This is a genomic window from Tabrizicola piscis (assembly GCF_003940805.1).
In the GTDB taxonomy this organism is placed as follows: domain Bacteria; phylum Pseudomonadota; class Alphaproteobacteria; order Rhodobacterales; family Rhodobacteraceae; genus Tabrizicola; species Tabrizicola piscis.
The window spans coordinates 3,338,782-3,359,248 of the sequence record NZ_CP034328.1; the positions used below are offsets into that span (position 1 = coordinate 3,338,782).

Genomic DNA, 20,467 nt, shown 5'->3' on the forward strand with positions numbered 1-20,467 from the left:
AAGGCCGACTCACATGGCGCTGATCCGCACACTTGTTCTGGCCGCAACCCTTGTTGCCCCGGCCCTCATCGCCCCGGCACCGCTGCGAGCCGATCCGCTGACCCTAGCCTTGACCGACATCACCGACTGGAAAGCCGTCTACGGCACGGTCGAGGCGCGTGACCGCGTGCCAGCCCGCGCGCGGCTTGGCGGCATCCTTGTCACGCTGACCGTGGCCGAAGGCGACCTTGTTGCCGAAGGTCAGGAACTGGCCCTTGTCACCGACGACAAACTTGCCCTGCAACGCAGCGCCCTTGCCGCCCAGCGAGCCGCGCTCGCCGCCCAGCTTGCCAACGCCCAGGCCGATCTGGCCCGCGGCGAAGGTCTCCTCGCCTCCGGCACCACCACCGCCCAGCGGGTTGATGCGCTGCGCACCAATGTCGATGTGCTGACGGGCCAGATCGGGTCGCTTGATGCACAGGCGCAGGTCATCGACCAGCAGATCGCGGAAGGCCGCGTCCTTGCCCCGGTCGCGGGTCGCGTCCTTGACGTCCCCGTCGCCCGTGGCGCGGTGGTCCAGCCGGGCGAACCCGTGGCCGTGATCGGCGGTGGCGGCACGTTCCTGCGCATTTCGGTCCCCGAACGCCACGCCACCAGCCTTGTCGAAGGCGACCCGATCCAGATCGCGTCCGAGGGCGCGGTCGAACTGACCGGGACCCTGTCGCGCATCTATCCGCTGATCGAATCTGGCCGTGTCACCGCCGATGTCGAAATCACCGGCCTGCCCGACCGCTTCTTCGGCGCGCGCCTGCTGGTGCGCCTGCCTGTCGGCACCCGCCCGGCCCTGCTGGTTCCCGAAACCGCCATCGTCACCCGGGCGGGCCTAGATTTCATTGCCGTGGAGCAGCCCACAGGCCCGGCCCTGCGCACCATCGTTCCCGGCGAACGGCTGACCCTGAACGGCACCCCGATGGTCGAGGTGCTCAGCGGCCTTGCCCCCGGCGATACCGTGCTGACCGAACCGCCTGTCACCAGCGGGGCAAGCCATGACTGACAAATCAGCCCTCGGCATCGCTGGCCGCCTGACGCAGGCCTTCATCAACTCGGCCCTGACGCCGCTGTTCATCCTTGCAGCACTGGCCGGTGGCCTTGTCGCGCTCGTCTCGCTTCCCCGGGAAGAAGAGCCGCAGATTTCCGTCCCCATGGTCGACATCCACATTCAGGCCCAGGGCCTGAAGGCCGAAGACGCCGTCAAGCTGGTCACCGAACCGCTGGAGGTTCTGGTCAAGGGCATCAACGATGTCGAGCATGTCTATTCCCAGACCCGCGACGATGCGGCGATGGTCACCGCGCGCTTTGTCGTTGGCACCTCGGCCGAGGATGCGATCCTGCGCGTGCATGACAAGGTCCGCGCCAACCTTGACCGCATCCCCGTCGGCATCCCCGAACCCCTGATCGTCGGGCGCGGCATCGACGACGTGGCGATCCTGACGCTGACCCTGTCGGGCGACGGCCTGTCCGCCAATGACCTGACCCGCACGGCCCGCCTGCTGCAGACCGAAGTGGCAAAGACCGATGACGTCGGCCTGACCTACATCGTCGGCGACGCGCAAGACGCGATCAGGATCGAGCCTGATCCCGACCGCCTTGCACTTTACGGTGTCACGCTGCAGCAATTGGCGGGCAAGGTGGCGCAGGCCAACCGCACGCTCAACACCGGCAAGCTGCGCGATCAGGGCCAGATGATCGACCTTGTCGCCGGGCAAACCCTGACGGCCCCGGCTGAAGTGGGCCAGCTTCTGCTGACCACCCGGGATGGCCGCCCGGTCTATGTCGCCGACGTGGCCACGGTCCGCTATGTCGAGGATACGTCCGAACACATCGTCTCGCACCTGACCCTTGGCGCCGACGGCCAGCCGCAAGGTGGCCCGGCCGTCACCCTCGCCATCGCCAAGCGCGCCGGGGCCAATGCCGTGGTCGTGGCCGAAGAAGTGCTCCACCGGGTTGAGGCTTTGCACGGCACCCTGATCCCCGACGCCGTGACCATCACCATCACCCGCGACTACGGCGAAACCGCCAATGAAAAGGCCAACGAACTGCTGTTCCACCTTGGCCTTGCCACCGTGTCGATCATCTTTCTGGTCTTCCTCGCCATCGGTTGGCGTGAGTCGATGGTCGTGGCCATCGTCATCCCGGTCACCATCCTGCTGACGCTCTTCGCCGCCTGGATCATGGGCTACACCCTGAACCGCGTGTCACTGTTCGCGCTGATCTTCTCCATCGGGATCCTTGTCGACGACGCCATCGTGGTGATTGAAAACATCGACCGCCACTGGGGCATGGACCGCCGCAAGTCCCGCATCCAGGCCGCGATCGAGGCTGTGGCCGAGGTTGGCAACCCCACCATCGTCGCCACCCTGACTGTGGTAGCGGCCCTGCTGCCGATGCTGGCGGTGTCAGGCCTGATGGGCCCCTACATGTCGCCAATCCCGGCCAATGCCTCAGCCGCGATGATCTTTTCCTTCTTCGTCGCCGTCATCATCACCCCATGGCTGATGGTCCGCATCGCGGGCCGGGGCGAACACACCTCGGCGCATGACGAAATGACCGATGCAGCGGCGCATCACCATGGCGGCTGGCTGGCCCGGAATTACGCCCGCGTCGCCCGCCCGATCCTTGCGACCAAGGCCCGCAGCCTGACCTTCCTTCTGGTCACAGCCGCCCTCTCCTTCGGGTCGCTTGCCACGCTTTACACCCGGGACGTGACCGTCAAACTCCTGCCCTTCGACAACAAGTCCGAGCTTTCGGTTGTCATCGACCTGCCCGAAGGCAGCGCGGTGGAAGCGACCGACCGTGTGGCCCGCGACGTTGCCGCCATCGTCCTGCAACTGGCAGAGGTGACCAGCGTCCAGACCTATGTCGCCACGCCCGCGCCCTTCAACTTCAACGGCCTTGTCCGCCATTCCTACCTGCGCTCCGAACCCCAACTGGCCGAGGTGGCGATCAACCTGACCCCCAAGGCCGACCGCGACCGCGCCAGCCACGACATCGCCCTTGACCTGCGCACCCGCCTTGACGCCTTGCCGGTGCCCGCAGGCACCAGCCTAAAGGTCGTCGAACCCCCGCCCGGCCCCCCCGTTCTTGCGACCCTGTTGGCCGAGGTTTACGGCCCCGACGCCGAAACCCGCCGCGTCGCCGCCACGAAGATCCGTCAGGCGTTTGAAGCCGTCCCCTTCGTCGTCGATGTCGATGACAGCTTCGGCACCCAACCCCGCCGCCTGCGCGCCACCATCTCCTCCGACGATCTCGACCTGTTCCGCGTGCAGGAACAGGACGTGTTCGACACCCTCGCCCTTCTCAACGGCGGCCAGACCGTCGGCTATTCCCACCGTGAGGATGGCCGCCAGCCGATCCCCCTGATCGTCGCCCGCGACAAGTCTGACCGCGTGCTGGACGAACGCTTCCTGACCACCCCGATCCCCGCCAACGCCCTTCCCGGCGCGCGTGGCGTCGTCGAACTCGGCGACGTGGTGCAGATCACCGAGGAACCCGCCAGCTTCCCGATCTTCCGCCACAACGGCCGCGCCGCCGAAATGGTCACCGCCGAACTCGCCGGCACGTTCGAGGCCCCGCTTTACGGCATGCTCGCCGTCGCCGCCGAACTGGACAAGATGGACTGGGCCGAGGGCGAAAAGCCCGTCATCGCCTTCAACGGCCAGCCGATGGATGAGACCGCCACCACCCTCCTTTGGGACGGCGAATGGGAGGTGACCTTCGTCACCTTCCGCGACATGGGGGCCGCCTTCGGCATCGCGCTGGTCGGCATCTACATCCTTGTCGTCGCGCAATTCGGGTCGTTCAAGCTGCCGCTGGTCATCCTGACGCCGATCCCGCTGACCTTCCTTGGCATCATCTTCGGCCACTGGCTTTACGCCGCCCCGTTCTCGGCCACCTCGATGATCGGCTTCATCGCCCTTGCCGGGATCATCGTCCGCAACTCCATCCTGCTGGTCGACTTCATCCGCCAGGGCTCGACCGGCAAGATCACCGTCGACCTTCTGATCGAGGCCGGGGCGATCCGCTTCAAGCCGATCCTCCTGACCGCCATCGCCGCCTTGATCGGCGCCGTGGTCATCCTGGCCGACCCGATCTTCCAGGGCCTCGCCATTTCGCTCTTGTTCGGGCTGCTCAGCTCGACCCTGCTCACCGTTCTCGTCATCCCGGCCATCTACCGCGTGTTGCGCACATGACCGGCACTGCCATCAGAAGAGGAGACTGACATGGCACATATCGTGGTACTCGGCGCCGGACTGGGCGGCGCCATCATGGCTTACGAACTGAAAGATCAGGTCCGCCCCGAAGACCGCATCACTGTGGTCACGAAAGAGCCGACCTACCACTTCGTCCCCTCCAACCCCTGGATCGCCGTCGGCTGGCGCGACCGGGAAGACATTACTGTCGACTTGGCCCCCACCATGGCGAAGAAGGGCATCAACTTCATCCCCGTCGCCGCCGAACGCCTGCATCCGGCCGAAAACCGGATTGCCCTCGTGAATGGCGAATCCGTTTCCTACGACTACCTCGTCATCGCCACCGGGCCAGAACTTGCCTTCGACGAAATCCCCGGCCTTGGCCCCGAAGGCCACACCCAATCCATCTGCCACATCGACCATGCCGAGGCGACGAAGGCCGTCTTTGACAAGCTGGTCGCCAACCCCGGCCCGGTCGTCATCGGTGCCGCGCAAGGCGCCAGCTGCTTCGGCCCGGCCTATGAATTCCTGTTCATCCTGGAAACCGCGCTGCGCCGCGCCAAGGTGCGTGACCGCGTGCCGATGACCTTTGTCACGCCTGAGCCCTACATCGGACACCTTGGCCTTGACGGGGTGGGTGACACCAAGGGCCTTCTGGAATCCCAGATGCGCGACAAGCACATCAAGTGGATGACCTCGACCCGGGTGAAGAAGGTCGAAGACGGCCACATGTTCGTGGAAGAGATCAACGAAGACGGCACCGTGAAGGCTGAAAAAGACCTGCCCTTCGCCTTTTCCATGATGCTGCCCGCCTTCCGCGGCATCAAACCCGTGGCGGGGATCGAAGGCCTGTCGAACCCGCGCGGCTTCACCATCGTCGACAAGCACCAGCAGAACCCGACCTTCCCCAACATCTTCGCCGTCGGCGTCTGCGTCGCCATCCCGCCGATGGGGCCAACCCCGGTGCCCTGCGGCGTGCCGAAAACCGGCTTCATGATTGAAAGCATGGTCACTGCCACGGCCCACAACATCGGCAACCTTGTGCGCGGCAAGGCCCCCGACAGCATCGGCACCTGGAACGCCGTCTGCCTGGCCGATTTCGGCGACGGGGGCATCGCCTTTGTCGCCCAACCCCAGATCCCGCCGCGCAACGTCAACTGGTCGTCGTCGGGCAAATGGGTCCACCTCGCCAAGGCGGGGTTTGAAAAATACTTCATCCGCAAGCTGCGCAAGGGCCAGTCCGAGCCGTTCTATGAACGACTGGCGATGAAGACCCTCGGCATCGAAAAACTCAAAGCAACCACCAAAGGATAAGGATCCGCCATGTCACTTGATCGTTCTGTCATGCTGTTCGCCGGGATCATGGTACTTTTCAGCGTCTTGCTGACGGCCTATGTTTCCCCGTTGTTTGTCTGGTTCACCGTCTTCATCGGCGCGAACCTGATTCAGTCCTCGTTCACGGGGTTCTGTCCTGCCGCCCTTGCATTCAAGGCGATGGGCGTCAAGAAAGGCTGCGCCTTCGAATAGGGGCGCTTAAGGTAGGGGGTCTGCCATGGATCAGCCACTGGAAGGGTTCGGCGGCACGCAGGAACAGGCCGCCCGCGCGGTCTCGCTTCTGAAATCGCTGTCGCATGAAGGGCGGTTGCAGATGCTGTGCCTGCTTCTGGATCAGGACATGAACGTGACCCAACTGGCCGATGCGCTGGGGTCCACGCAGGCCAACGTCTCGCAGCAGCTGATGCGGCTGCGGGCCGAAGGCATCGTGCAAACCCGGCGCAGCGGCAAGCAGGTGTTCTACCAGCTTGCCCGCGCCGAGGTGGCCCCCGTGGTCACCGTCCTGCGCGACACCTTCTGCCGCCACCCGGATTGAACGCCAGCCCTTGCCCCAGCCCGCCACCCCGCTACGTCCTTTGCCATGCGGTTGGCGATCCTCCTTTGTGGTCTGGCCCTTCCCCTCCACGCGCAGGAGGTGGACCTTGAACTTGTGCTGCTGGCCGATGCCTCCGGGTCAATCACGCAGGGCGAGGTTGACTTTCAACGTCAGGGCTATGCCGCCGCAATCACCGACCCCGCCGTTCTTGCGGCGATCCGCAGCAACCTGACCGGCACCATCGCCGTCACTTACGTCGAATGGGCCGCCAATCAGGTGGTCGTGGTGGATTGGACAGTGATCGACGGCGAAGCCACCGCCGCCACCTTCGCGCAGGCACTCTTGGAACCGCCGCGCCTTGCCACCGGCCGCAATGCCATCGGCGACGCGCTTCTGGAAGGCCAGCGCCTGATCGAGGACAACCAGATCACCGGCCTGCGCCGCGTGATCGACTTTTCCAGCGACAGCCTTGGCAATTTCCGCGGCGCCAGCATCGCCGACGCGCGCGCCTCGGTCCTTGCCGCAGGCATCACGATCAACGGCCTGCCGATCCTTGATGACGGCGAAGGCGATCCGCTGGCGGAACTGTACCAGTCCCAGATCATCGGCGGGCCCGGCGCTTTCGTGCTGCCAGCCTACGGTCGCGAAGGCTTTGTCGAGGCTGTGCGCCGCAAGCTCATCCTCGAAATCGCGGGTGACCTGCCGACGGGTGACGAGGGGCTGGCAGTCCAACTGACCGGGGCTGACAAGTAAGGCTCGCGGTGCTTTCGCGGCACTTGGCGACGATCCCCACACCGCCCGGCAATCGGTCAATTCCTTACAAATCCTTAAAACACTGAAATTAACCAATGATTTCAAGGGCCCCGGCCTGTCCCTGCCCGGGACAGGTCAGAAATCCGTCGGCGCCCCGCCTTCCTGCTTCCGCTTCGCCACGAACTGCCGCAGCTCTTCCTGATGGTCGCCGTTCATGGCAGGCGCCTCGAACTCGGCCAGGATCTGCTTGTAGATCCGGTGCGCCCGCTCCTGCGTCCACATCGCCCCGTCGATGGCCCAAGCCTCATAGTTCCGCCAGTCCGAACAGATCGGCGCATAAAAGGCGTGCTGATAGCGGTCCTGCGTGTGCTGCACCCCAAAGTAATGCCCGCCCGGCCCAACCTCCTTGATCGCGTCAAAGGCAAGGTCGTCTTCCGTGGTGGCAAAGGTCGCCTCCTCGAAATAGCGCTGGATCATCTGCAGCACTTCGCAGTCCATCACGAACTTCTCGGGGCTGGCGATCAGGCCACCTTCCAGCCACCCCGCCGCGTGATAGACCATGTTGGTCCCCGACTGCACCGCCGACCACAGGCTGTTGCTGGTCTCCCACATCGCCTGTCCGTCCGGCACGTTGGCCGCACAGACCCCCGACGCCCGCATCGGCACGCCATAGAACCGCACCAGTTGCCCGGTCATCTGCGTGGCCCGCATATACTCCGGCGTGCCAAAGGCGGGTGCGCCCGACTTCATGTCGACGTTCGAGGTGAACGTCCCGATCGCCACCGGGCAGCCCGGGTTGATGTATTGCAGCAGCGCCACCGCTGCCAAAGCCTCGGCAATCGACAGGGCAACCGCGCCCGACATGGTGACCGGCGCCATTGCCCCCGCCAGCGTGAAGGGCGTCACCACCACCGGCTGCCCGCGCCGCGCCATACGCATTGCCCCGTCCAGCATCGGGAAGTCATGCTTCAGCGGGGAAACCGAGTTGATGTTGGTATACATCCGCGGCTTGGCTTGAAACTCTGCTTCCGAAAGGCCGCCTGCGATGCGGACCATCTCCATCACATCCTCAACCCGCTCGGCACCCAGCGAATAGGCGTGCACGACCTTGTCGGTCAGCGTCAGCTTTTCATAAAGGCAGTCCAAATGCCGGACCGATGCATGGATGTCCACCGGCTCTACCGGATAGCCGCCTGCCACATGGATGCAGTTGAAATACTGCGTCAGCTTCATGAATTCCTTGAACGTCTCGAAGTCACCGGAGCGCTTGCCCCGCTCCATGTCCCACGAGTTTGGGGGCGACGAGACGTTGACGAACACCATGTGGTTGCCGCCCATGATGATCTCACGGTCGGGGTTGCGAGGGGTGATGGTGAAGGTCGAGGGCGCGCGGGCGACCATCTCCATCACGAAATCCTCGTCCATGCGGACGTTGGTGCCGGTCACGATGCAACCGGCCTGTTTCAGGATCGTCACCGCCTCGGGGTTCAGGAATTCGATCCCGATATCGCGCAGGATGCGCATCGCGGTCTTGTGGACGCGCTGCACGCCGTCGGCATCCAGGGGTTCGGTCGGGCGGTCAGGGTTCACCGGGATCCGCCAGGGCATCTGGTCGATCACTGCCGTGCCGGCCCGAACCTGCATCCCCGCCCGCCCGCCGGCGCGCTTTCTCCGGGTTGGTTCTTCGGTCATGATCACCCTCCGCTGTGCTGTGGCGAAGATGACGGAAGCTGAAGCGGAATGAACACCGTATCAGCGACGCAAAAGCGTCGTTTTCGTCCTACGGGCCGGATAGTCAGCTGCGAAGGCTGGACAGCCAGTCGGGAATGGCCCCGATATCAGGCAGGACAACGTCGGCATGGGGGGCAAGGTCGGCCTGTCCCGCCACACCGGTCAGCACGGCCACAGTCCGCATCCCGGCGGCGCGCCCGGCCTCAAGATCATGGCGGCTGTCGCCCACCATTGCCACCCGAGCCGGATCAAGGCCCAGCCCCCCGGCGAAGGCCAGACACATGCCGGGCCCTGGTTTGGCACCGTGCCCGGAATCATAGCCTGCGATGAAATCGAAGCAGTCGGTGATCCCATGCGCCGCCAGATGCTGGCGCGCTGGCACCTCGCTGTCGTTGGTGGCCAGGCCCAGCTTCAACCCCTGCGCCCGCAGCGCCGTCAGAAGCGGCAAGAGCGGCACCGCCTCGGACATCGGGGCGGACCCGGCGGTTTCGTCAATCATCGCGGTCAGATCCGCCACGGTTCGGCCCGGCAGATGCGGGGCCAGCGCCGCCGCAATATCCGCGGCCGTCGCGGCGATCACCGGGCTGTCGGGGGCAAAGGCCTGCGTTTGGGGGTCAAACCCGATCGACCGGCCCAGCCGCGCGGCATGCTCCGGCCCCGTCGCGACCGAGGCGATGAAGCCTGCCGCCCATTGGCCCCAGCTGATGCGGAAATCGAACAGGGTTCCGTCCTTGTCGAAGATGAGGCCGTCAATCATCTGGGCAATCATGGGGGGCAATCCTTGGGGCAGGGTCAGGTCCAGTGGACAGGCGCGCCGCCCGGCAGGGCGGCCCGGGCCGTCTGCGGCGCGGTGTAGGGCAGGGCATGCTGGTCGCAGAAAGCCACGACCCAGGCATCGTCCATCATCAGGAAGTCGAGAATCGCCCCCTGAAAGTCAACATCCCCGGCGCGCGCGCGCAGGTCATCAAGGCCCGCGCCAGTCGCGTTCAGAAAGGCCGGAAGCAGTTCATCATCCGCCACCAGCCAGGCCAGTGCCTGCAGGGCAAGGATCTGAGCGGAGTCTTGCTGCATTTCGTCGCCATCCTCCGCTTCTGCCGTCGGTTCACCCGGCAATATGACGATTGGCACGAAATCGGAAAGGATTTCTTAACTAAGTCGGTAACACACTGTTCAGGATCCTGAGGCAGGGCTGACGAAAGCGGAAGATGACCGGTCGAATCCTCATTGTAGATGACGTGGCGACCAATCGGATCGTCTATCGGGCGCGTCTGGCGGCTGCCTTTTATGAACCCGTGCTGGCCAACGACGGGGCAACCTGTCTGCAGATAGCTCAATCCGGCGTTGGACCGCGCCCCGACCTGATCCTGCTGGACCTGCACTTGCCCGACATGTCGGGGCATGACGTCCTGCGCAGCCTGCGGTCTGACCCGCGCAGCCGCGACATTCCGGTGATCGTGCTGACCGCCTCGCAGGATGCGGCTGCGCGATTGGCCGCCTTTGCCGCCGGGGCGGATGACGTGATCGTCAAGCCCGCGGCCGACCGGGTGCTGCTGGCCCGGGTGCGCAACCTGATGCGGTCAAATGCCGAGTTTTCGGCCGAAGCCGTGCTGCAGGGCGCGGGCTTCGCCGAGGCACCAATCCACTTTGAGCCGCCCGGCACGCTGGCCCTTGTCGCGTCGGTGCCGGATGCCACGAAAGACCTGCAAGCCGCGCTGTCCGGCCTGATGCGGGACCGGCTGGTCACGCTGACCCGCACTCAGGCCTTGGCCGAAGCGGCCAGTCCGGGCCGGGTTGCCGGGGCCGATGTGTTCCTTCTGGCCGAAGACGAGAATGGCCCCGAATGCGCCCTGCGCCTGCTGTCGGAGCTGAAAAGCCATCAGGCCACCCGCCATGCCGCCGTCTGCCTGCTTTTGCGCGCCCGCACGCCGGATGCCGCGGCGATGGCCTTTGACCTTGGGGCCGATGACGTGGTGGCCCATGCGGTTCCGGCGGCGGAACTTGCCCTGCGGCTGCGCAGTCTGGTCCGGCGCAAGCGCAATGGCGACCGGCAGCGCGCGCGGATGCAGGACAGTCTGCGACTGGCGCTCGTCGATCCGCTGACCGGGCTTTACAACCGCCGCTATATCGCCCCGCATCTGTCCACCATCGCCGCCCGCGCGACTGAAACCGGGGGGGTCTTTGCCGTGATGGTGGTGGACCTGGACCGCTTCAAGCGGGTGAACGACCAACACGGCCATGCCGCCGGGGATCTGGTTCTGGTCGAGGTGGCGCGGCGGCTGACCGCAAACCTGCGCGACAGCGACCTTCTGGCCCGGATCGGCGGGGAGGAGTTTCTGATCGTCCTGCCCGACAGCAGCCTGACCGACGCCCGCCATGTGGCCGAACGGCTGTGTCACGCGGTGGAAGAACGGCCGATCCGCCTGCCCTCGGGTCAGGGGCTGACAGTCACGGTGTCGATCGGCGTGGCCGTGTCAGGGGGCGAGGTGTCGGTTGAAGCCGTGGTCGAACAGGCCGACCTTGCCCTGCTGGATTCAAAGGGGGCCGGGCGCAATCAGGTGACTTTCCGGCTGAGCGCGGCCTGACCCGCCGCGCCCCGCCATCTCAGTCCTTTGCTCGGCGGCCCAAGCCCTTTTCCAGCCGGTCGGCAAAGGCCAGCCGGTCACTCTCGGACATCTGGGTGATCCGCGCCTCGATCAGACTGCGGCCCAGTTCCAGCCGTCCGGCATTGCGCGCCTCGATCGCTGCAAGGGCGGACTGGACTGCTGCGGGGTCAAAGGGATCGGCCCGCAACGCGCCCAGCAGGCTGGTGAATTCGGCCCGCGCCGCCTCGCGTGAGGCGCGGAAGCCCGGGGCGCGGTCCATCAGCGACTTGCGCAGGGCGCGGCGGTCTTCGGGGCTGAACGCCTCGCTGAACGGACCAAAGGTCAGGTCGCGGGGCGCGCCACGGGCGGGACCGTCCTTCATCCAGGCTCCGGCAATCGCACCGGCTATGGCAAGGTTCAGTGCGACAGACACCGCCAGCGCAATCTTGATCCCCCGGCCGGATGAGGGGGGTGAAGATGGCGCCGAAGGCGGTGCAGGCGGCACAACGGGATCAGTCATCACATCAACCCTCCGTCGCCAGAAAATCGGTCGAGGGGAACAGGTCGATCGTTTCCGCCCCCGTCACGTCGCCCGCCAGACCACCTGTCAGCATATCCATGGACTCCGGGTTCAGATATCCCAGCGCCACCCCGGCGACGGCGGCCGAACAGACCCCCGCCAGAACCGGCGCGCCGCCGAACAGGGCCGCCAGCCGGGCCAGCACCCCCAAGGGCTGCGGTGCACGGGCAGGGGGATGCCCAACGGTCAACCCAGCGGGCTGCAGGGCAAGCGCATCCGCCAGCACCCGGTCCATCAACCCTGCCGATGGCTGCGGCGGCTGCTTGGCCGCCTGCGCAAGAAGCGCTTCCAGATCCTTGTCCTGCATCTCCGTCATCCTTCATATCCCAGCGCGTCGCGCTGCCCCGACAGCCCTGCCGCAAGGGCGCGTTTGCCCCGTGCCGTAAGGCTTTCAACCGCTTCAACCCCGATGTCCATCACCGCGGCGATTTCGGGGTTGGTCAGTCCCTCGATATGCCGCAGCACGACCGCTTGCCGCTGGCGGTCCGGCAGGTCGGCCAGTGCCGCCTCCAGCGCCGCCATTCGGCGTCCGTCCTGCAACCGCTGCTCTGCCCCCGGCGCGCCATCCGGCTGGTCTGGCGCATCGTCCAGCGCGACCTGCCCCTTGCGGCGGCGGGACCGCTGCCGGTCGATGCACAGATTGGTGGCGACCCGGTAGGCCCAGGTCGTCACCTTTGCTTCGCCCTGCCGCCAGTCTGGCGCCATCCGCCACAGCCGCAGCATGGTTTCCTGCGCCACATCCTCGGCTTCGGCCCGATCCCCGCCCAGCATCCGCGCCGCATAGGCAAGGACGCGCGGCGTCACCCGTTGGGCCAACGCCTGCGCCGCCTGACGGTCTCCATTCGCATAGAGAACCATCAGCGCCTCGTCCGAGGTGGTGTCCTGAGCGTCGTAGGCCATGGTCATCCTGTGACGGGTCTAGCGGTTCGCGGGCCTCTGGCCAAGGTTCAGTTGTCGGCACCGCCCATCATGCCCTTGCGGTGCTTGCGCTTGCCCATCATGTCCATCGCGGACTCCGCCTCGGCCTTCGAGATGGCACCGTCGTTGTCGCTGTCGATCCGGGCAAAGTGGCGCTGGCCCGGGCCTTCGTCCACTTCGGTCAGCGACAGGCTGCCGTCGCCATCATTGTCGCGGTTTTCGATCATGCGGGCGGTGCGTTCCGCCAGCTTTTCCGAAAAGCGCGCGAGTTGCTGGGCCGACAGTTCGTCAGCGCTCAGCATCCCGTCGCCATTCGCGTCGGCGGCGGTGAACATGGCGGCACGGTGGGCCTCAAGCTCGGCTTCGGTCAGCTTGCCATCCTTGTCGGTGTCGATGCCGTCAAACATCTCCATCAGCATCGCGCCACGGTTGTCCGGGCCGCCCGGCCCTTCATTGGCCAGTGCGGCCGACGCAAAAACAGCGCCCACAAGGGCGATCACGGCGACAGTGGATTTCATCGGTGCGGTCATGTCTCTTCTCCGGTTTGGGGCCATATCCTTGGCTCGTCTGCTGGGGTAAACGGCGCAGCATCCGGTTTCCGTCGCGGATTATCGCGACATGGCGACACGGGGGGCGGGCTGCCCCTTGTCCAGCCCTTTCGCTTGGCGCTATGGTCCCGGCTTGCCGCGACTGGCCAGCCGAAAGCCCTGCTGATGACCCTTGCCGACATGCCCGAAACTTCTGTCCTGTCTGATCAGGATGAACGCCCGCTGCGTCCGGCGATGCTGCGCGGCTGGCGTCGCCGCTGCCCGAATTGCGGGGCGGGGCCGATGATGCGCGGCTATCTCAAGGTGCGTGACGCCTGCCCGGTTTGTGGTGAGGCGCTACACCACCAGCGCGCTGATGACGGCCCGGCCTACCTGACGATCCTGATCGTCGGCCACATCCTCGCGCCGGTGCTGTTGTTCGTCTATTCGACATGGCGGCCGGAACCCTTGCTGCTGGCGCTGATGTTTTCCTTCGGAACCGTTGTTCTGTCGCTCTACCTGCTCCCCCGGCTGAAGGGCGGGTTGGTGGCGTTCCAATGGGCCAAGCGGATGCATGGCTTCGGGCCCGCGCCGGATGTCTGAACCGATCCGCCACGCCGCAACGGTGATCTTGTGGCGCAACGGTCCGCACGGGGCCGAAGTGCTGATGGGCCAGCGTGGGGCAGGGGCGGTGTTCATGCCGTCGAAGTTTGTCTTTCCCGGCGGTGCGGTTGATCCCGGCGATCACGCGGCCCCCCTTGCGGGCCATCTGTCCGCCCTTTGCGCCCGCCGTCTGGCCACGATGGCCGAGCCGGATGCCCCCCCGCCCGACGTGCTGGTCGCCGCCGCCCTGCGTGAGTTGGAAGAGGAAACCGGACGGCGCCTGCGCCCCGCCACCTATCCGGGCCTGCGCTTTGTCTTCCGCGCGATCACGCCCCCCGGGCGGACCCGCCGCTTTGACGCGCGTTTCCTTCTCGCCGATGCCGCCTGTCTGGCTGGCGATCCACAGGATTTCTCGGCCGCTTCGGGCGAACTGGCGCATCTGCGCTGGCTGCCCTTGCCAGAGGCGCGTGCCCTTGATCTGCCCTTCATCACCGAAGTGGTGCTGGCCGAGGTGACCGCCCTAGTGACGGGCGGCGATCAGCCCGGCGTGCCGTTCTTCGACAATTCCGGCACCACCCCGCAGTTCCGTCGCATCGTCTGACCCGACCACGGCACCGCCCTTGTCCACCGGAAAGATCGGGTGCGGCACCGGGTCCTTGGCGCGGAACAGGTATTCCCGGATGATCTGGGTGTAGTTGCGGTACAGGTAACCTTCATTGCGGCGCAGGTAATGGTCGCGGTTGCTGAAATAAAGCGCGGGCAGCCTGTACCATGGCACGTTGGGGTGCATGTGGTGCACGACGTGGAAGTTGTTGTTCAGAAACAGCAATGACAGCGGCCCCCGGCTTTCGATGATCACGGTTCGCGCCCGCGCCGCCTCATGCGCGCGGTGTTCCAGATAGGTGCGGATTTTCAGCAGGCTCCACCCCAGATAGGCCGCGATTGGATAGGTCCAAAGCGGCATCGTACCCATTGCCACCAGCCACCAGACCACCAGCGCAACCCCGGTCAAGTGCAGCGCCCAGGCCAGGATCACCCGCCGGTCGCCCTTCAACGCCGCTTTCAGATCCCCCGCCACCAGCGCCCAGGTGGAGATTGCGGGACCGACCACCATCCGCCCGAACAGGGTGTTGTTGACCCGCAGTAGCGCCTTGATCGGGGCCGGCAGCCGTGCCCAGACAGCCGGGTCAAAGTAGTTTGACTCGGGGTCGTCATAGGGGTCGGTCAGCGCGGGGTCGAAATGGTGCTGCAGGTGCAGGTCCTTGAACCGCAGATAGGGGACGAACAGCGTCAGTCCCGGAAAGACCAGCGCTTCGGACAGGGTCTGGTTGCGGAACGGATGGCCATGCAGCACTTCATGCGTGAGCGAGGAAAACTGCGCGATGGCAAGGGCTGCCGCCAGAACGGCAAGGATCGGTGACACCTGCCACAGAAAGACTGTGGCGATTGCCCAAAGCCCGTAAGTTGCAAGGAAGACCATAAGCGTCGGCCATTCAATGGCCGGGGAACTGGACCGGATTTCCGTCCGTTGGGTGTTGTGCAAGATCATGCCCGATCAGGTAACTTTCTCATGACGCTATCAGTACGTGCGTTGGGGCGGAATTCGGGATAATGTCAACGAAATCTCACGCGTGTTTGGAAAACAAAACACATGATGGAAAAGATAGACAAGCGTGATCGCGCCCCGGTCTTCCGCGCCCGTCTGGCCGAGGCGATGGAGACCCGCAAGGTCACCCAAGCGGCCCTTGCCCGGCTGACGGGGGTGGACCGCTCCACCATCTCGGCGCTGTTGCAGCCGGGCACGCGGCTGCCGAACGCCCAGCTTGCGGCAGATTGCGCCCGGGCGCTTGGGATCAGCGCCGACTGGCTGCTGGGCCTGTCGGGACGCCCCGAACCCATCGCCGACCTTCTGGCGGCGTCCCTTTCGCTGACCGAAGCCCCCCGCGCCCTGATCGACGAACGCATCTTTGGCTGGCATCAGGAAGCGGCGGGTTACAAGATCCGCCACGTCCCCGCCACGCTGCCCGACATGCTGAAGATCCGCGGCGTGGTGGAATGGGAATATGAGCCGCAACTTGGCCGCACCGCCGAACAGGCGATCGGGGCTTTCGAGGACCGGCTGAAATGGATGCGCGGCGCGGGGTCTGACTACGAAATCGCCTTGCCGATGCATGAGCTGACCGCCTTCGCCACCGGAACCGGCTATTACGAAGGCCTGTCGCCCGACCTGCGCCGGTTCCAACTGCACCACCTGATGACGCTATGCGAGCAGCTTTACCCCTCGCTCCGCCTGTGCCTGTTTGACGCGCGGCGGTTGTTTTCAGCGCCGATCACCGTCTTTGGCCCGCTTCTGGCGGTGATCTACATCGGCCGCCACTACCTTGCTTTCCGCGATTCCGCCCGCGTTGACACGATCACCCAACATTTCGATCTTCTGGTGCGCGAGGCCGAGGTTGGCGCCCGTGACATCGTCGCCCACCTGCAAGGCCTTTGCGACAGGGTGCAATAAACCAAAGTGCGCTAGAACGCCCGGAACGCCCCGGCGGAGTAGCCGTTGAAATCGAATACCTCCCGCGCGGCGGCCAGCCGGTCAGGAGCGGCGGCCCCCCGGTCCAGCACGAACCCAAAGCCGCCCGACTGTGTGCCGATGGCCAGCGTGCGATAGCCGCTGTCGACCCACAGGATCCACCAATCCTCTTGCCCCGGCACTGCCAGACGGCCCGGCCCGGTCGGTTGGGCCAGCCCTGATACCTTGCGCGCGCTGCCGTTCAGGCACAGCACCCCCTCGACCATAAGGCCCCCGTTGGCGGGCCGGAACTCGACCGCGCCGCCGTTGCAGGTGCCGGGTGACGCCGCCTGATAGGCCGCCACCTGTTGCCAGCGCCCGGCGATCTGGGCCGGGGCAAAGGCGGCAGCAGACCAGATCGGCGCTCCGGCGCTGCGAAAGACGGCGTCACTGGGTGCCGTGGCGCAGGCGGCCAGCAAAAGCGCAAGGGACAGGATCAATCGATGCAAAGGGTCACCCGCGCGCCATTGTTCTGCAGCACGTCGTTGCAGCCCAGCAGCGGCTCCACCGGTGAACAGGTCCCCGACCGCGCCAGGCACTGCCCGTCGCACTGGTCTTTGCGGCTGCACTGCTTGCCGCCATCGCGGGTGGCGAACACACAGGTGCGAAGTGAGCTTGTCCCGGTTCCCGCCCATGTGCCGCCGTCCTTTTCGCACGCCAGCTGCCGTTCGGACTTCTGCGGTGGTGGCGGCGGTTCGGTTGCCGCTGCCTCTGGCACGGGTGCAGGTTCGGGCGTGGCTTCGGGCGCAGGATCGGGTGCAGGCTGGACCGGGTCAGCGCCCTGCGCCTGGGCGGTGCTTTCCCCCTCCGCCGCAAGGGCGGCATCCTGAACCGGCGCGTCCGAAACCGCTGCTTCCACGCCCGGGGCTGCGGGTGGCGCGTCCAGCGCCGTCACTTCGATCGGATCGCCCGCGACGGCATTCGGCGTCACGCTGTCATCGCCCGCCGCCCCGCCGCCGGGCAGCGCAAGCTGACAGCCGGCGACCAGCGCGGTCACGACCAGGGCAAGCAGCAGCGGGATCAGGCGGGGCATCGGGCTCTCCGAAGGTCACCCAGCAGTGCCTTGATCCTTCGCATCCCGCAAGCCCCGTCAGTAGGGCGCCGGGAAGGCCCGGTGGGTTTCCGCTATCTCGGCCAGCACGTCCTGTGACAGCGTGACCGAGGCCGCGCCGATGTTGGTCCGCAACTGGTCCAGCGTAGTCGCCCCGATGATCGGGATCGTGCGGAACGGCCGCGACAGGCAAAAGGCAATGGCCATCTGGCAGGGGTCAAGCCCATGCCGCGCCGCAATCCCCAGATAAGCCGCCACTGCCGGAAACACCTGCGCCGTGATCCGCCCGCCAAGGTCTGGCGTGTGCATCCGCCGCGTGCCATCGGGGATCACGTCGCCTGCATACTTCCCGCTCAGCAACCCCACCGCCAAGGGCGAGAACGCCAGCAGCGGCATGTCCTCGATCAGGCTGAACTCGGCCCAGTCGGTATCGAACTGGCGGCACAGCAGGCTGTATTCGTTCTGCACCGAGGCCATACGGGGCAGACCCAGCGTGTCGGCCAGATGCAGCCAGCGCGCCGCGCCCCACACGCTTTCGTTGGAAAGCCCGATGGCGCGGATCTTGCCCTCGGCCACCAGCGCCTGCGCGGTGGTCAGCACATCCGTCATATGTGCGGTTTCCGCCGCCTTGTCGGTGCCCGTCGGAGCATAGCGCCACGCCTGACGGAAATGATAGCTGCCCCGGTTCGGCCAGTGCAGTTGATAAAGGTCGATATAATCGGTGCCCATCCGCTTCAGCGACCCTTCGACCGCCGCGCGCATCGTGGCGCCGCTGATCGGCTGGCCCGGGCGCACCATCTGGCCCTTGCCGGTGATCTTGGTCGCGATCACCAGCCGGTCCCGCCCCCCGCGCGCGGCCAGCCATGACCCGATGATCTCTTCCGTCCGGCCTACGGTTTCCGCGCGCACCGGGTTCGTCGGATACATTTCCGCCGTGTCCCAGAAGGTCACGCCATGGTCCACCGCCATGTCGGCCTGGGCATGGCCCTCGGCTTCCGAGTTCTGGGTGCCCCAGGTCATCGTGCCAAGGCACAGCTCGGAAACGGTCAGGCCGGTCTTGCCAAGGGTCAGGGTTTTCATCGGGCCTCCGCTGCCATGCGGCAGCATTAGCGCTGCTTCGCGGCAAACTAGGCCGGATCGACGGCAGGGCAAAGGGCCACACTTGAGAACATTAAGCGAACAAACTACAGTTTCCGGCATGAGTCTGCCGATCAAGCACCACACTACCCCTTGGGGCGATCAGCCCCTGACCGGCCCGCTGACCCTGCAGCGTGGCCGCCTGCACGAAGGCTGCGGCCCGGCGCGGCTGTGGCTTGCGGTGCTTCTGATGGCGAAATCCCGGGGGCCGGTGGTCTGGATCAGGCCCGGCTGGTGGCCCGAACGGCTGAACGCTGCTGGCCTGCAACCCATGGCCGACCCCGCGCGCCTGCTTCTGGTGCGGGCAGCCCGGGATGAGGCCGCCCTCTGGGCCGCGGAAGAGACGCTGCGATCCGGTGTCGTCCCCCTTGTCATCGCCGAGGTGACCACACCCCCCGGCCTGACCCCCGTCCGCCGCCTGCATCTTGCCGCCGCAGCCGGGGCCGAGGCGGCGCGGCGCGACGGCGGCACTGCCCCCCTTGGGCTGCTTTTGCTGCCGGGGCAGGGCGGTGCGCCGGGGGTAGAAACCCGCTGGCATCTGGCCCCCGCGCCCAGCAAAAGGCTGCTGTGGTCCGATGGCGAAAGCTGGACGTTGACCCGCCTGCGCGCCCGGCTTGCCCCGCCAGCCCGCTGGCACCTGACCCGCGATGCGAAAGGGCATGAGGGGCTGGAGCCACTGCCGGCCCCCTAGGCCATTGCGAACCAGCCCCACACGACAAGATGACTTGCACCATGGGGCAGGGGGCGTAGGCTTGGCCCATCCTTGCAGGACAAGCCCCATGCGACTGCGCCTTATCGCCCTTGTTGCCGTCCTGACCGCCGCCCCGGCGCTGGCGGCCTCCACGGACTACAGCCTTGACCCGACGGCCTCGACGGTTGCGTTCGAGACTGACTTCGGGCCTGACATCATCACCGGCTCGATCCCGCTTCTGGTGGCGGACCTCAGCCTTGACTTCGATCAGGTCAGGAACTGCACCGTTGATGTCACGCTGGATGTCTCAGGCGCGCGCGCCAGCTTTCCCTTCGCCGCACAGGCGCTGAAAGGCCCCAAGGTGCTGGACGCAGGTGCCTATCCGCAGATGACCTTCGAAAGCACCTCGGTCGCGCCTGCCGGAACCGCCGCCGATGTCACTGGCAACCTGACCATCCGCGGCGTGACGCGCCAGGTCACCCTCAGGGCCGAGATCAGCCGCCCCAACGGCAGCGACCCGGGCGACTTCAGCCGTCTCACCGTGCGCCTGACCGGCCGCGTCAACCGCAGCGATTTCGGTGCCACCGGCTGGGCCGACATGGTGGGGGATGAGGTGCGCATCCTCATCACCGCCCGGATCGACGCAAAGGGCTGACGGATGGCGCTGCGCAACGGGCCTGACGAATTCGGTCTGGTCACCCGGGTGCTGCACTGGGGGATGATGCTGCTGGTCATCGCGATGCTGGCGCTGGGCATGCGGCTGCAGGACATGCAGCCGGGCCTTGCGAACCTGTGGCTGTACAGCCTGCACAAGACGCTGGGGTTTCTGGTCCTGACCCTGATTCTGGCCCGGATCGGCTGGCATCTGGCCAGCCCGCCACCCCGGCCCATCGGCCCGCCCGGCCCGGCGCAATGGGCCGCGCGCGCCGCGCATTGGGCGCTTTACCTTCTGCTGATCGTCATTCCACTGACCGGCTGGGCCGGCAGTTCCGCCACCGGCATCGACGTGATGATCGCCGACCGCTGGACCGTCCCGCCACTGGTCGCCCCGTCCGAGGCGGCGGAAATCTTCTGGTTCGGCCTCCACGGCATTCTGACCAAGGTCCTGCTTGGGCTGATCGTGCTGCACATGCTGGCCGCCCTCAAGCGTGAGATGGACGGCGACGGCACCCTGACCCGAATGCTGCGCGGCCGCGTCTGACCCCAAAGCCACCGCTGGCCCTTTGCGA

At 66.1% G+C, this 20,467-nt stretch carries 24 protein-coding genes; 13 read left to right on the top strand and 11 right to left on the bottom strand.

Annotated features, from left to right (window positions below):
- Positions 1-13: 13 nt before the first annotated feature.
- The 6 genes from EI545_RS16210 to EI545_RS16235 are packed head-to-tail and all read left to right on the top strand — an operon-like array spanning position 14 to position 6,852.
- A complete protein-coding gene (locus EI545_RS16210) occupies positions 14-1,033 on the top strand; it encodes an efflux RND transporter periplasmic adaptor subunit (protein ID WP_425471584.1) in 1,020 nt (339 codons plus the stop codon).
- Positions 1,026-4,229: an efflux RND transporter permease subunit gene (locus EI545_RS16215; protein WP_125326424.1), complete on the top strand. Its 3,204-nt coding sequence runs from the start codon at positions 1,026-1,028 to the stop codon at positions 4,227-4,229. Before EI545_RS16210 ends, EI545_RS16215 begins: the two co-directional genes overlap by 8 nt.
- 30 nt (positions 4,230-4,259) lie before the next feature.
- Entirely contained in the window at positions 4,260-5,543 is a 1,284-nt protein-coding gene (locus EI545_RS16220; protein WP_125326425.1) for an NAD(P)/FAD-dependent oxidoreductase, read from the top strand.
- Positions 5,544-5,552: 9 nt separating this feature from the next.
- Positions 5,553-5,756 (top strand): YgaP family membrane protein, encoded by a 204-nt coding sequence (locus EI545_RS16225; RefSeq protein ID WP_125326426.1) that lies wholly within the window; start codon positions 5,553-5,555, stop codon positions 5,754-5,756.
- A gap of 25 nt (positions 5,757-5,781) precedes the next feature.
- Complete coding sequence (locus tag EI545_RS16230; RefSeq protein WP_125326427.1) at positions 5,782-6,099, top strand: ArsR/SmtB family transcription factor; 318 nt, start codon at positions 5,782-5,784, stop codon at positions 6,097-6,099.
- A gap of 45 nt (positions 6,100-6,144) precedes the next feature.
- Complete coding sequence (locus EI545_RS16235) at positions 6,145-6,852, top strand: DUF1194 domain-containing protein (RefSeq protein ID WP_125326428.1); 708 nt, start codon at positions 6,145-6,147, stop codon at positions 6,850-6,852.
- 135 nt (positions 6,853-6,987) lie between these two features.
- Here the strand turns inward: EI545_RS16235 and EI545_RS16240 are convergent, their stop codons facing one another.
- The 3 genes from EI545_RS16240 to EI545_RS16250 form a co-directional block, all read right to left on the bottom strand.
- Positions 6,988-8,544, bottom strand: a complete 1,557-nt coding sequence (locus tag EI545_RS16240; RefSeq protein ID WP_125326429.1) for a trimethylamine methyltransferase family protein — start codon at positions 8,542-8,544, stop codon at positions 6,988-6,990.
- Between the two features lie 103 nt (positions 8,545-8,647).
- On the bottom strand, positions 8,648-9,340 hold the full coding sequence (locus EI545_RS16245) for an HAD family hydrolase (RefSeq protein ID WP_125327622.1): 693 nt from the start codon (positions 9,338-9,340) through the stop codon (positions 8,648-8,650).
- Between the two features lie 35 nt (positions 9,341-9,375).
- A complete protein-coding gene (locus EI545_RS16250) occupies positions 9,376-9,654 on the bottom strand; it encodes a DUF3572 domain-containing protein (protein WP_125327624.1) in 279 nt (92 codons plus the stop codon).
- A 134-nt stretch (positions 9,655-9,788) separates the two neighbouring features.
- On the opposite strand from EI545_RS16250, the gene EI545_RS16255 reads away from it, so the two are divergent.
- A complete protein-coding gene (locus EI545_RS16255) occupies positions 9,789-11,165 on the top strand; it encodes a diguanylate cyclase (protein ID WP_125326430.1) in 1,377 nt (458 codons plus the stop codon).
- Between the two features lie 19 nt (positions 11,166-11,184).
- On the opposite strand, the gene EI545_RS16260 is transcribed toward EI545_RS16255, so the two are convergent.
- Genes EI545_RS16260 through EI545_RS16275 form a run of 4 tightly spaced genes read right to left on the bottom strand, consistent with a single transcriptional unit; the run spans position 11,185 to position 13,193 of the window.
- Positions 11,185-11,685, bottom strand: coding sequence for a periplasmic heavy metal sensor (locus tag EI545_RS16260; RefSeq protein ID WP_125326431.1), 501 nt, complete (start codon positions 11,683-11,685; stop codon positions 11,185-11,187).
- A gap of 4 nt (positions 11,686-11,689) precedes the next feature.
- Complete coding sequence (locus tag EI545_RS16265; RefSeq protein ID WP_125326432.1) at positions 11,690-12,052, bottom strand: dihydroorotate dehydrogenase; 363 nt, start codon at positions 12,050-12,052, stop codon at positions 11,690-11,692.
- 5 nt (positions 12,053-12,057) lie between these two features.
- Positions 12,058-12,651, bottom strand: coding sequence for an RNA polymerase sigma factor (locus tag EI545_RS16270; RefSeq protein WP_125326433.1), 594 nt, complete (start codon positions 12,649-12,651; stop codon positions 12,058-12,060).
- A 41-nt stretch (positions 12,652-12,692) separates the two neighbouring features.
- Positions 12,693-13,193, bottom strand: a complete 501-nt coding sequence (locus EI545_RS16275; RefSeq protein ID WP_245990126.1) for an EF-hand domain-containing protein — start codon at positions 13,191-13,193, stop codon at positions 12,693-12,695.
- Positions 13,194-13,391: 198 nt separating this feature from the next.
- Here EI545_RS16275 and EI545_RS16280 point away from each other — a divergent pair, with 198 nt between their 5' ends.
- The gene (locus EI545_RS16280; protein WP_125327628.1) at positions 13,392-13,793 is read left to right on the top strand and encodes a DUF983 domain-containing protein; all 402 of its coding nucleotides are present in this window, start codon (positions 13,392-13,394) and stop codon (positions 13,791-13,793) included.
- The gene (locus tag EI545_RS16285; protein WP_245990128.1) at positions 13,786-14,394 is read left to right on the top strand and encodes an NUDIX hydrolase; all 609 of its coding nucleotides are present in this window, start codon (positions 13,786-13,788) and stop codon (positions 14,392-14,394) included. The genes EI545_RS16280 and EI545_RS16285 overlap by 8 nt, the downstream gene beginning before the upstream one ends.
- On the opposite strand, the gene EI545_RS16290 is transcribed toward EI545_RS16285, so the two are convergent.
- On the bottom strand, positions 14,314-15,342 hold the full coding sequence (locus tag EI545_RS16290) for a fatty acid desaturase (RefSeq protein ID WP_125326435.1): 1,029 nt from the start codon (positions 15,340-15,342) through the stop codon (positions 14,314-14,316). The genes EI545_RS16285 and EI545_RS16290 overlap by 81 nt on opposite strands.
- 102 nt (positions 15,343-15,444) lie before the next feature.
- Between EI545_RS16290 and EI545_RS16295 the strand changes: the two genes are divergently transcribed.
- Complete coding sequence (locus tag EI545_RS16295; RefSeq protein ID WP_125326436.1) at positions 15,445-16,302, top strand: helix-turn-helix domain-containing protein; 858 nt, start codon at positions 15,445-15,447, stop codon at positions 16,300-16,302.
- An 11-nt stretch (positions 16,303-16,313) separates the two neighbouring features.
- Here the strand turns inward: EI545_RS16295 and EI545_RS16300 are convergent, their stop codons facing one another.
- The 3 genes from EI545_RS16300 to EI545_RS16310 are packed head-to-tail and all read right to left on the bottom strand — an operon-like array spanning position 16,314 to position 18,490.
- Positions 16,314-16,799: a lipocalin/fatty acid-binding family protein gene (locus tag EI545_RS16300; protein ID WP_245990130.1), complete on the bottom strand. Its 486-nt coding sequence runs from the start codon at positions 16,797-16,799 to the stop codon at positions 16,314-16,316.
- Positions 16,796-17,392, bottom strand: coding sequence for a hypothetical protein (locus tag EI545_RS16305; protein ID WP_125326438.1), 597 nt, complete (start codon positions 17,390-17,392; stop codon positions 16,796-16,798). The genes EI545_RS16300 and EI545_RS16305 overlap by 4 nt, the downstream gene beginning before the upstream one ends.
- A 57-nt stretch (positions 17,393-17,449) precedes the next feature.
- Positions 17,450-18,490, bottom strand: coding sequence for an aldo/keto reductase (locus EI545_RS16310; protein ID WP_125326439.1), 1,041 nt, complete (start codon positions 18,488-18,490; stop codon positions 17,450-17,452).
- 118 nt (positions 18,491-18,608) lie between these two features.
- Between EI545_RS16310 and EI545_RS16315 the strand changes: the two genes are divergently transcribed.
- The 3 genes from EI545_RS16315 (at position 18,609) to EI545_RS16325 (ending at position 20,439) form a co-directional block, all read left to right on the top strand.
- Positions 18,609-19,238 (top strand): ImuA family protein, encoded by a 630-nt coding sequence (locus tag EI545_RS16315; protein WP_125326440.1) that lies wholly within the window; start codon positions 18,609-18,611, stop codon positions 19,236-19,238.
- 88 nt (positions 19,239-19,326) lie between these two features.
- Positions 19,327-19,893: a YceI family protein gene (locus EI545_RS16320; protein WP_164517327.1), complete on the top strand. Its 567-nt coding sequence runs from the start codon at positions 19,327-19,329 to the stop codon at positions 19,891-19,893.
- A 3-nt stretch (positions 19,894-19,896) separates the two neighbouring features.
- The gene (locus EI545_RS16325) at positions 19,897-20,439 is read left to right on the top strand and encodes a cytochrome b (RefSeq protein WP_125326442.1); all 543 of its coding nucleotides are present in this window, start codon (positions 19,897-19,899) and stop codon (positions 20,437-20,439) included.
- Positions 20,440-20,467 lie beyond the last annotated feature (28 nt).

Coding starts and splice junctions, on each gene's coding strand:
- EI545_RS16285 (WP_245990128.1), top strand. CDS start 13,786: ATGTCTGAACCGATCCGCCACGCCGCAACGGTGATCTTGTGGCGCAAC.
- EI545_RS16315 (WP_125326440.1), top strand. CDS start 18,609: ATGAGTCTGCCGATCAAGCACCACACTACCCCTTGGGGCGATCAGCCC.
- EI545_RS16325 (WP_125326442.1), top strand. CDS start 19,897: ATGGCGCTGCGCAACGGGCCTGACGAATTCGGTCTGGTCACCCGGGTG.
- EI545_RS16290 (WP_125326435.1), bottom strand. CDS start 15,342: ATGATCTTGCACAACACCCAACGGACGGAAATCCGGTCCAGTTCCCCG.
- EI545_RS16220 (WP_125326425.1), top strand. CDS start 4,260: ATGGCACATATCGTGGTACTCGGCGCCGGACTGGGCGGCGCCATCATG.
- EI545_RS16250 (WP_125327624.1), bottom strand. CDS start 9,654: ATGCAGCAAGACTCCGCTCAGATCCTTGCCCTGCAGGCACTGGCCTGG.
- EI545_RS16240 (WP_125326429.1), bottom strand. CDS start 8,544: ATGACCGAAGAACCAACCCGGAGAAAGCGCGCCGGCGGGCGGGCGGGG.
- EI545_RS16245 (WP_125327622.1), bottom strand. CDS start 9,340: ATGATTGACGGCCTCATCTTCGACAAGGACGGAACCCTGTTCGATTTC.
- EI545_RS16310 (WP_125326439.1), bottom strand. CDS start 18,490: ATGAAAACCCTGACCCTTGGCAAGACCGGCCTGACCGTTTCCGAGCTG.
- EI545_RS16260 (WP_125326431.1), bottom strand. CDS start 11,685: ATGACTGATCCCGTTGTGCCGCCTGCACCGCCTTCGGCGCCATCTTCA.
- EI545_RS16225 (WP_125326426.1), top strand. CDS start 5,553: ATGTCACTTGATCGTTCTGTCATGCTGTTCGCCGGGATCATGGTACTT.
- EI545_RS16215 (WP_125326424.1), top strand. CDS start 1,026: ATGACTGACAAATCAGCCCTCGGCATCGCTGGCCGCCTGACGCAGGCC.
- EI545_RS16295 (WP_125326436.1), top strand. CDS start 15,445: ATGATGGAAAAGATAGACAAGCGTGATCGCGCCCCGGTCTTCCGCGCC.
- EI545_RS16275 (WP_245990126.1), bottom strand. CDS start 13,193: ATGACCGCACCGATGAAATCCACTGTCGCCGTGATCGCCCTTGTGGGC.
- EI545_RS16210 (WP_425471584.1), top strand. CDS start 14: ATGGCGCTGATCCGCACACTTGTTCTGGCCGCAACCCTTGTTGCCCCG.
- EI545_RS16255 (WP_125326430.1), top strand. CDS start 9,789: ATGACCGGTCGAATCCTCATTGTAGATGACGTGGCGACCAATCGGATC.
- EI545_RS16280 (WP_125327628.1), top strand. CDS start 13,392: ATGCCCGAAACTTCTGTCCTGTCTGATCAGGATGAACGCCCGCTGCGT.
- EI545_RS16270 (WP_125326433.1), bottom strand. CDS start 12,651: ATGACCATGGCCTACGACGCTCAGGACACCACCTCGGACGAGGCGCTG.
- EI545_RS16230 (WP_125326427.1), top strand. CDS start 5,782: ATGGATCAGCCACTGGAAGGGTTCGGCGGCACGCAGGAACAGGCCGCC.
- EI545_RS16320 (WP_164517327.1), top strand. CDS start 19,327: ATGCGACTGCGCCTTATCGCCCTTGTTGCCGTCCTGACCGCCGCCCCG.
- EI545_RS16305 (WP_125326438.1), bottom strand. CDS start 17,392: ATGCCCCGCCTGATCCCGCTGCTGCTTGCCCTGGTCGTGACCGCGCTG.
- EI545_RS16265 (WP_125326432.1), bottom strand. CDS start 12,052: ATGCAGGACAAGGATCTGGAAGCGCTTCTTGCGCAGGCGGCCAAGCAG.
- EI545_RS16235 (WP_125326428.1), top strand. CDS start 6,145: ATGCGGTTGGCGATCCTCCTTTGTGGTCTGGCCCTTCCCCTCCACGCG.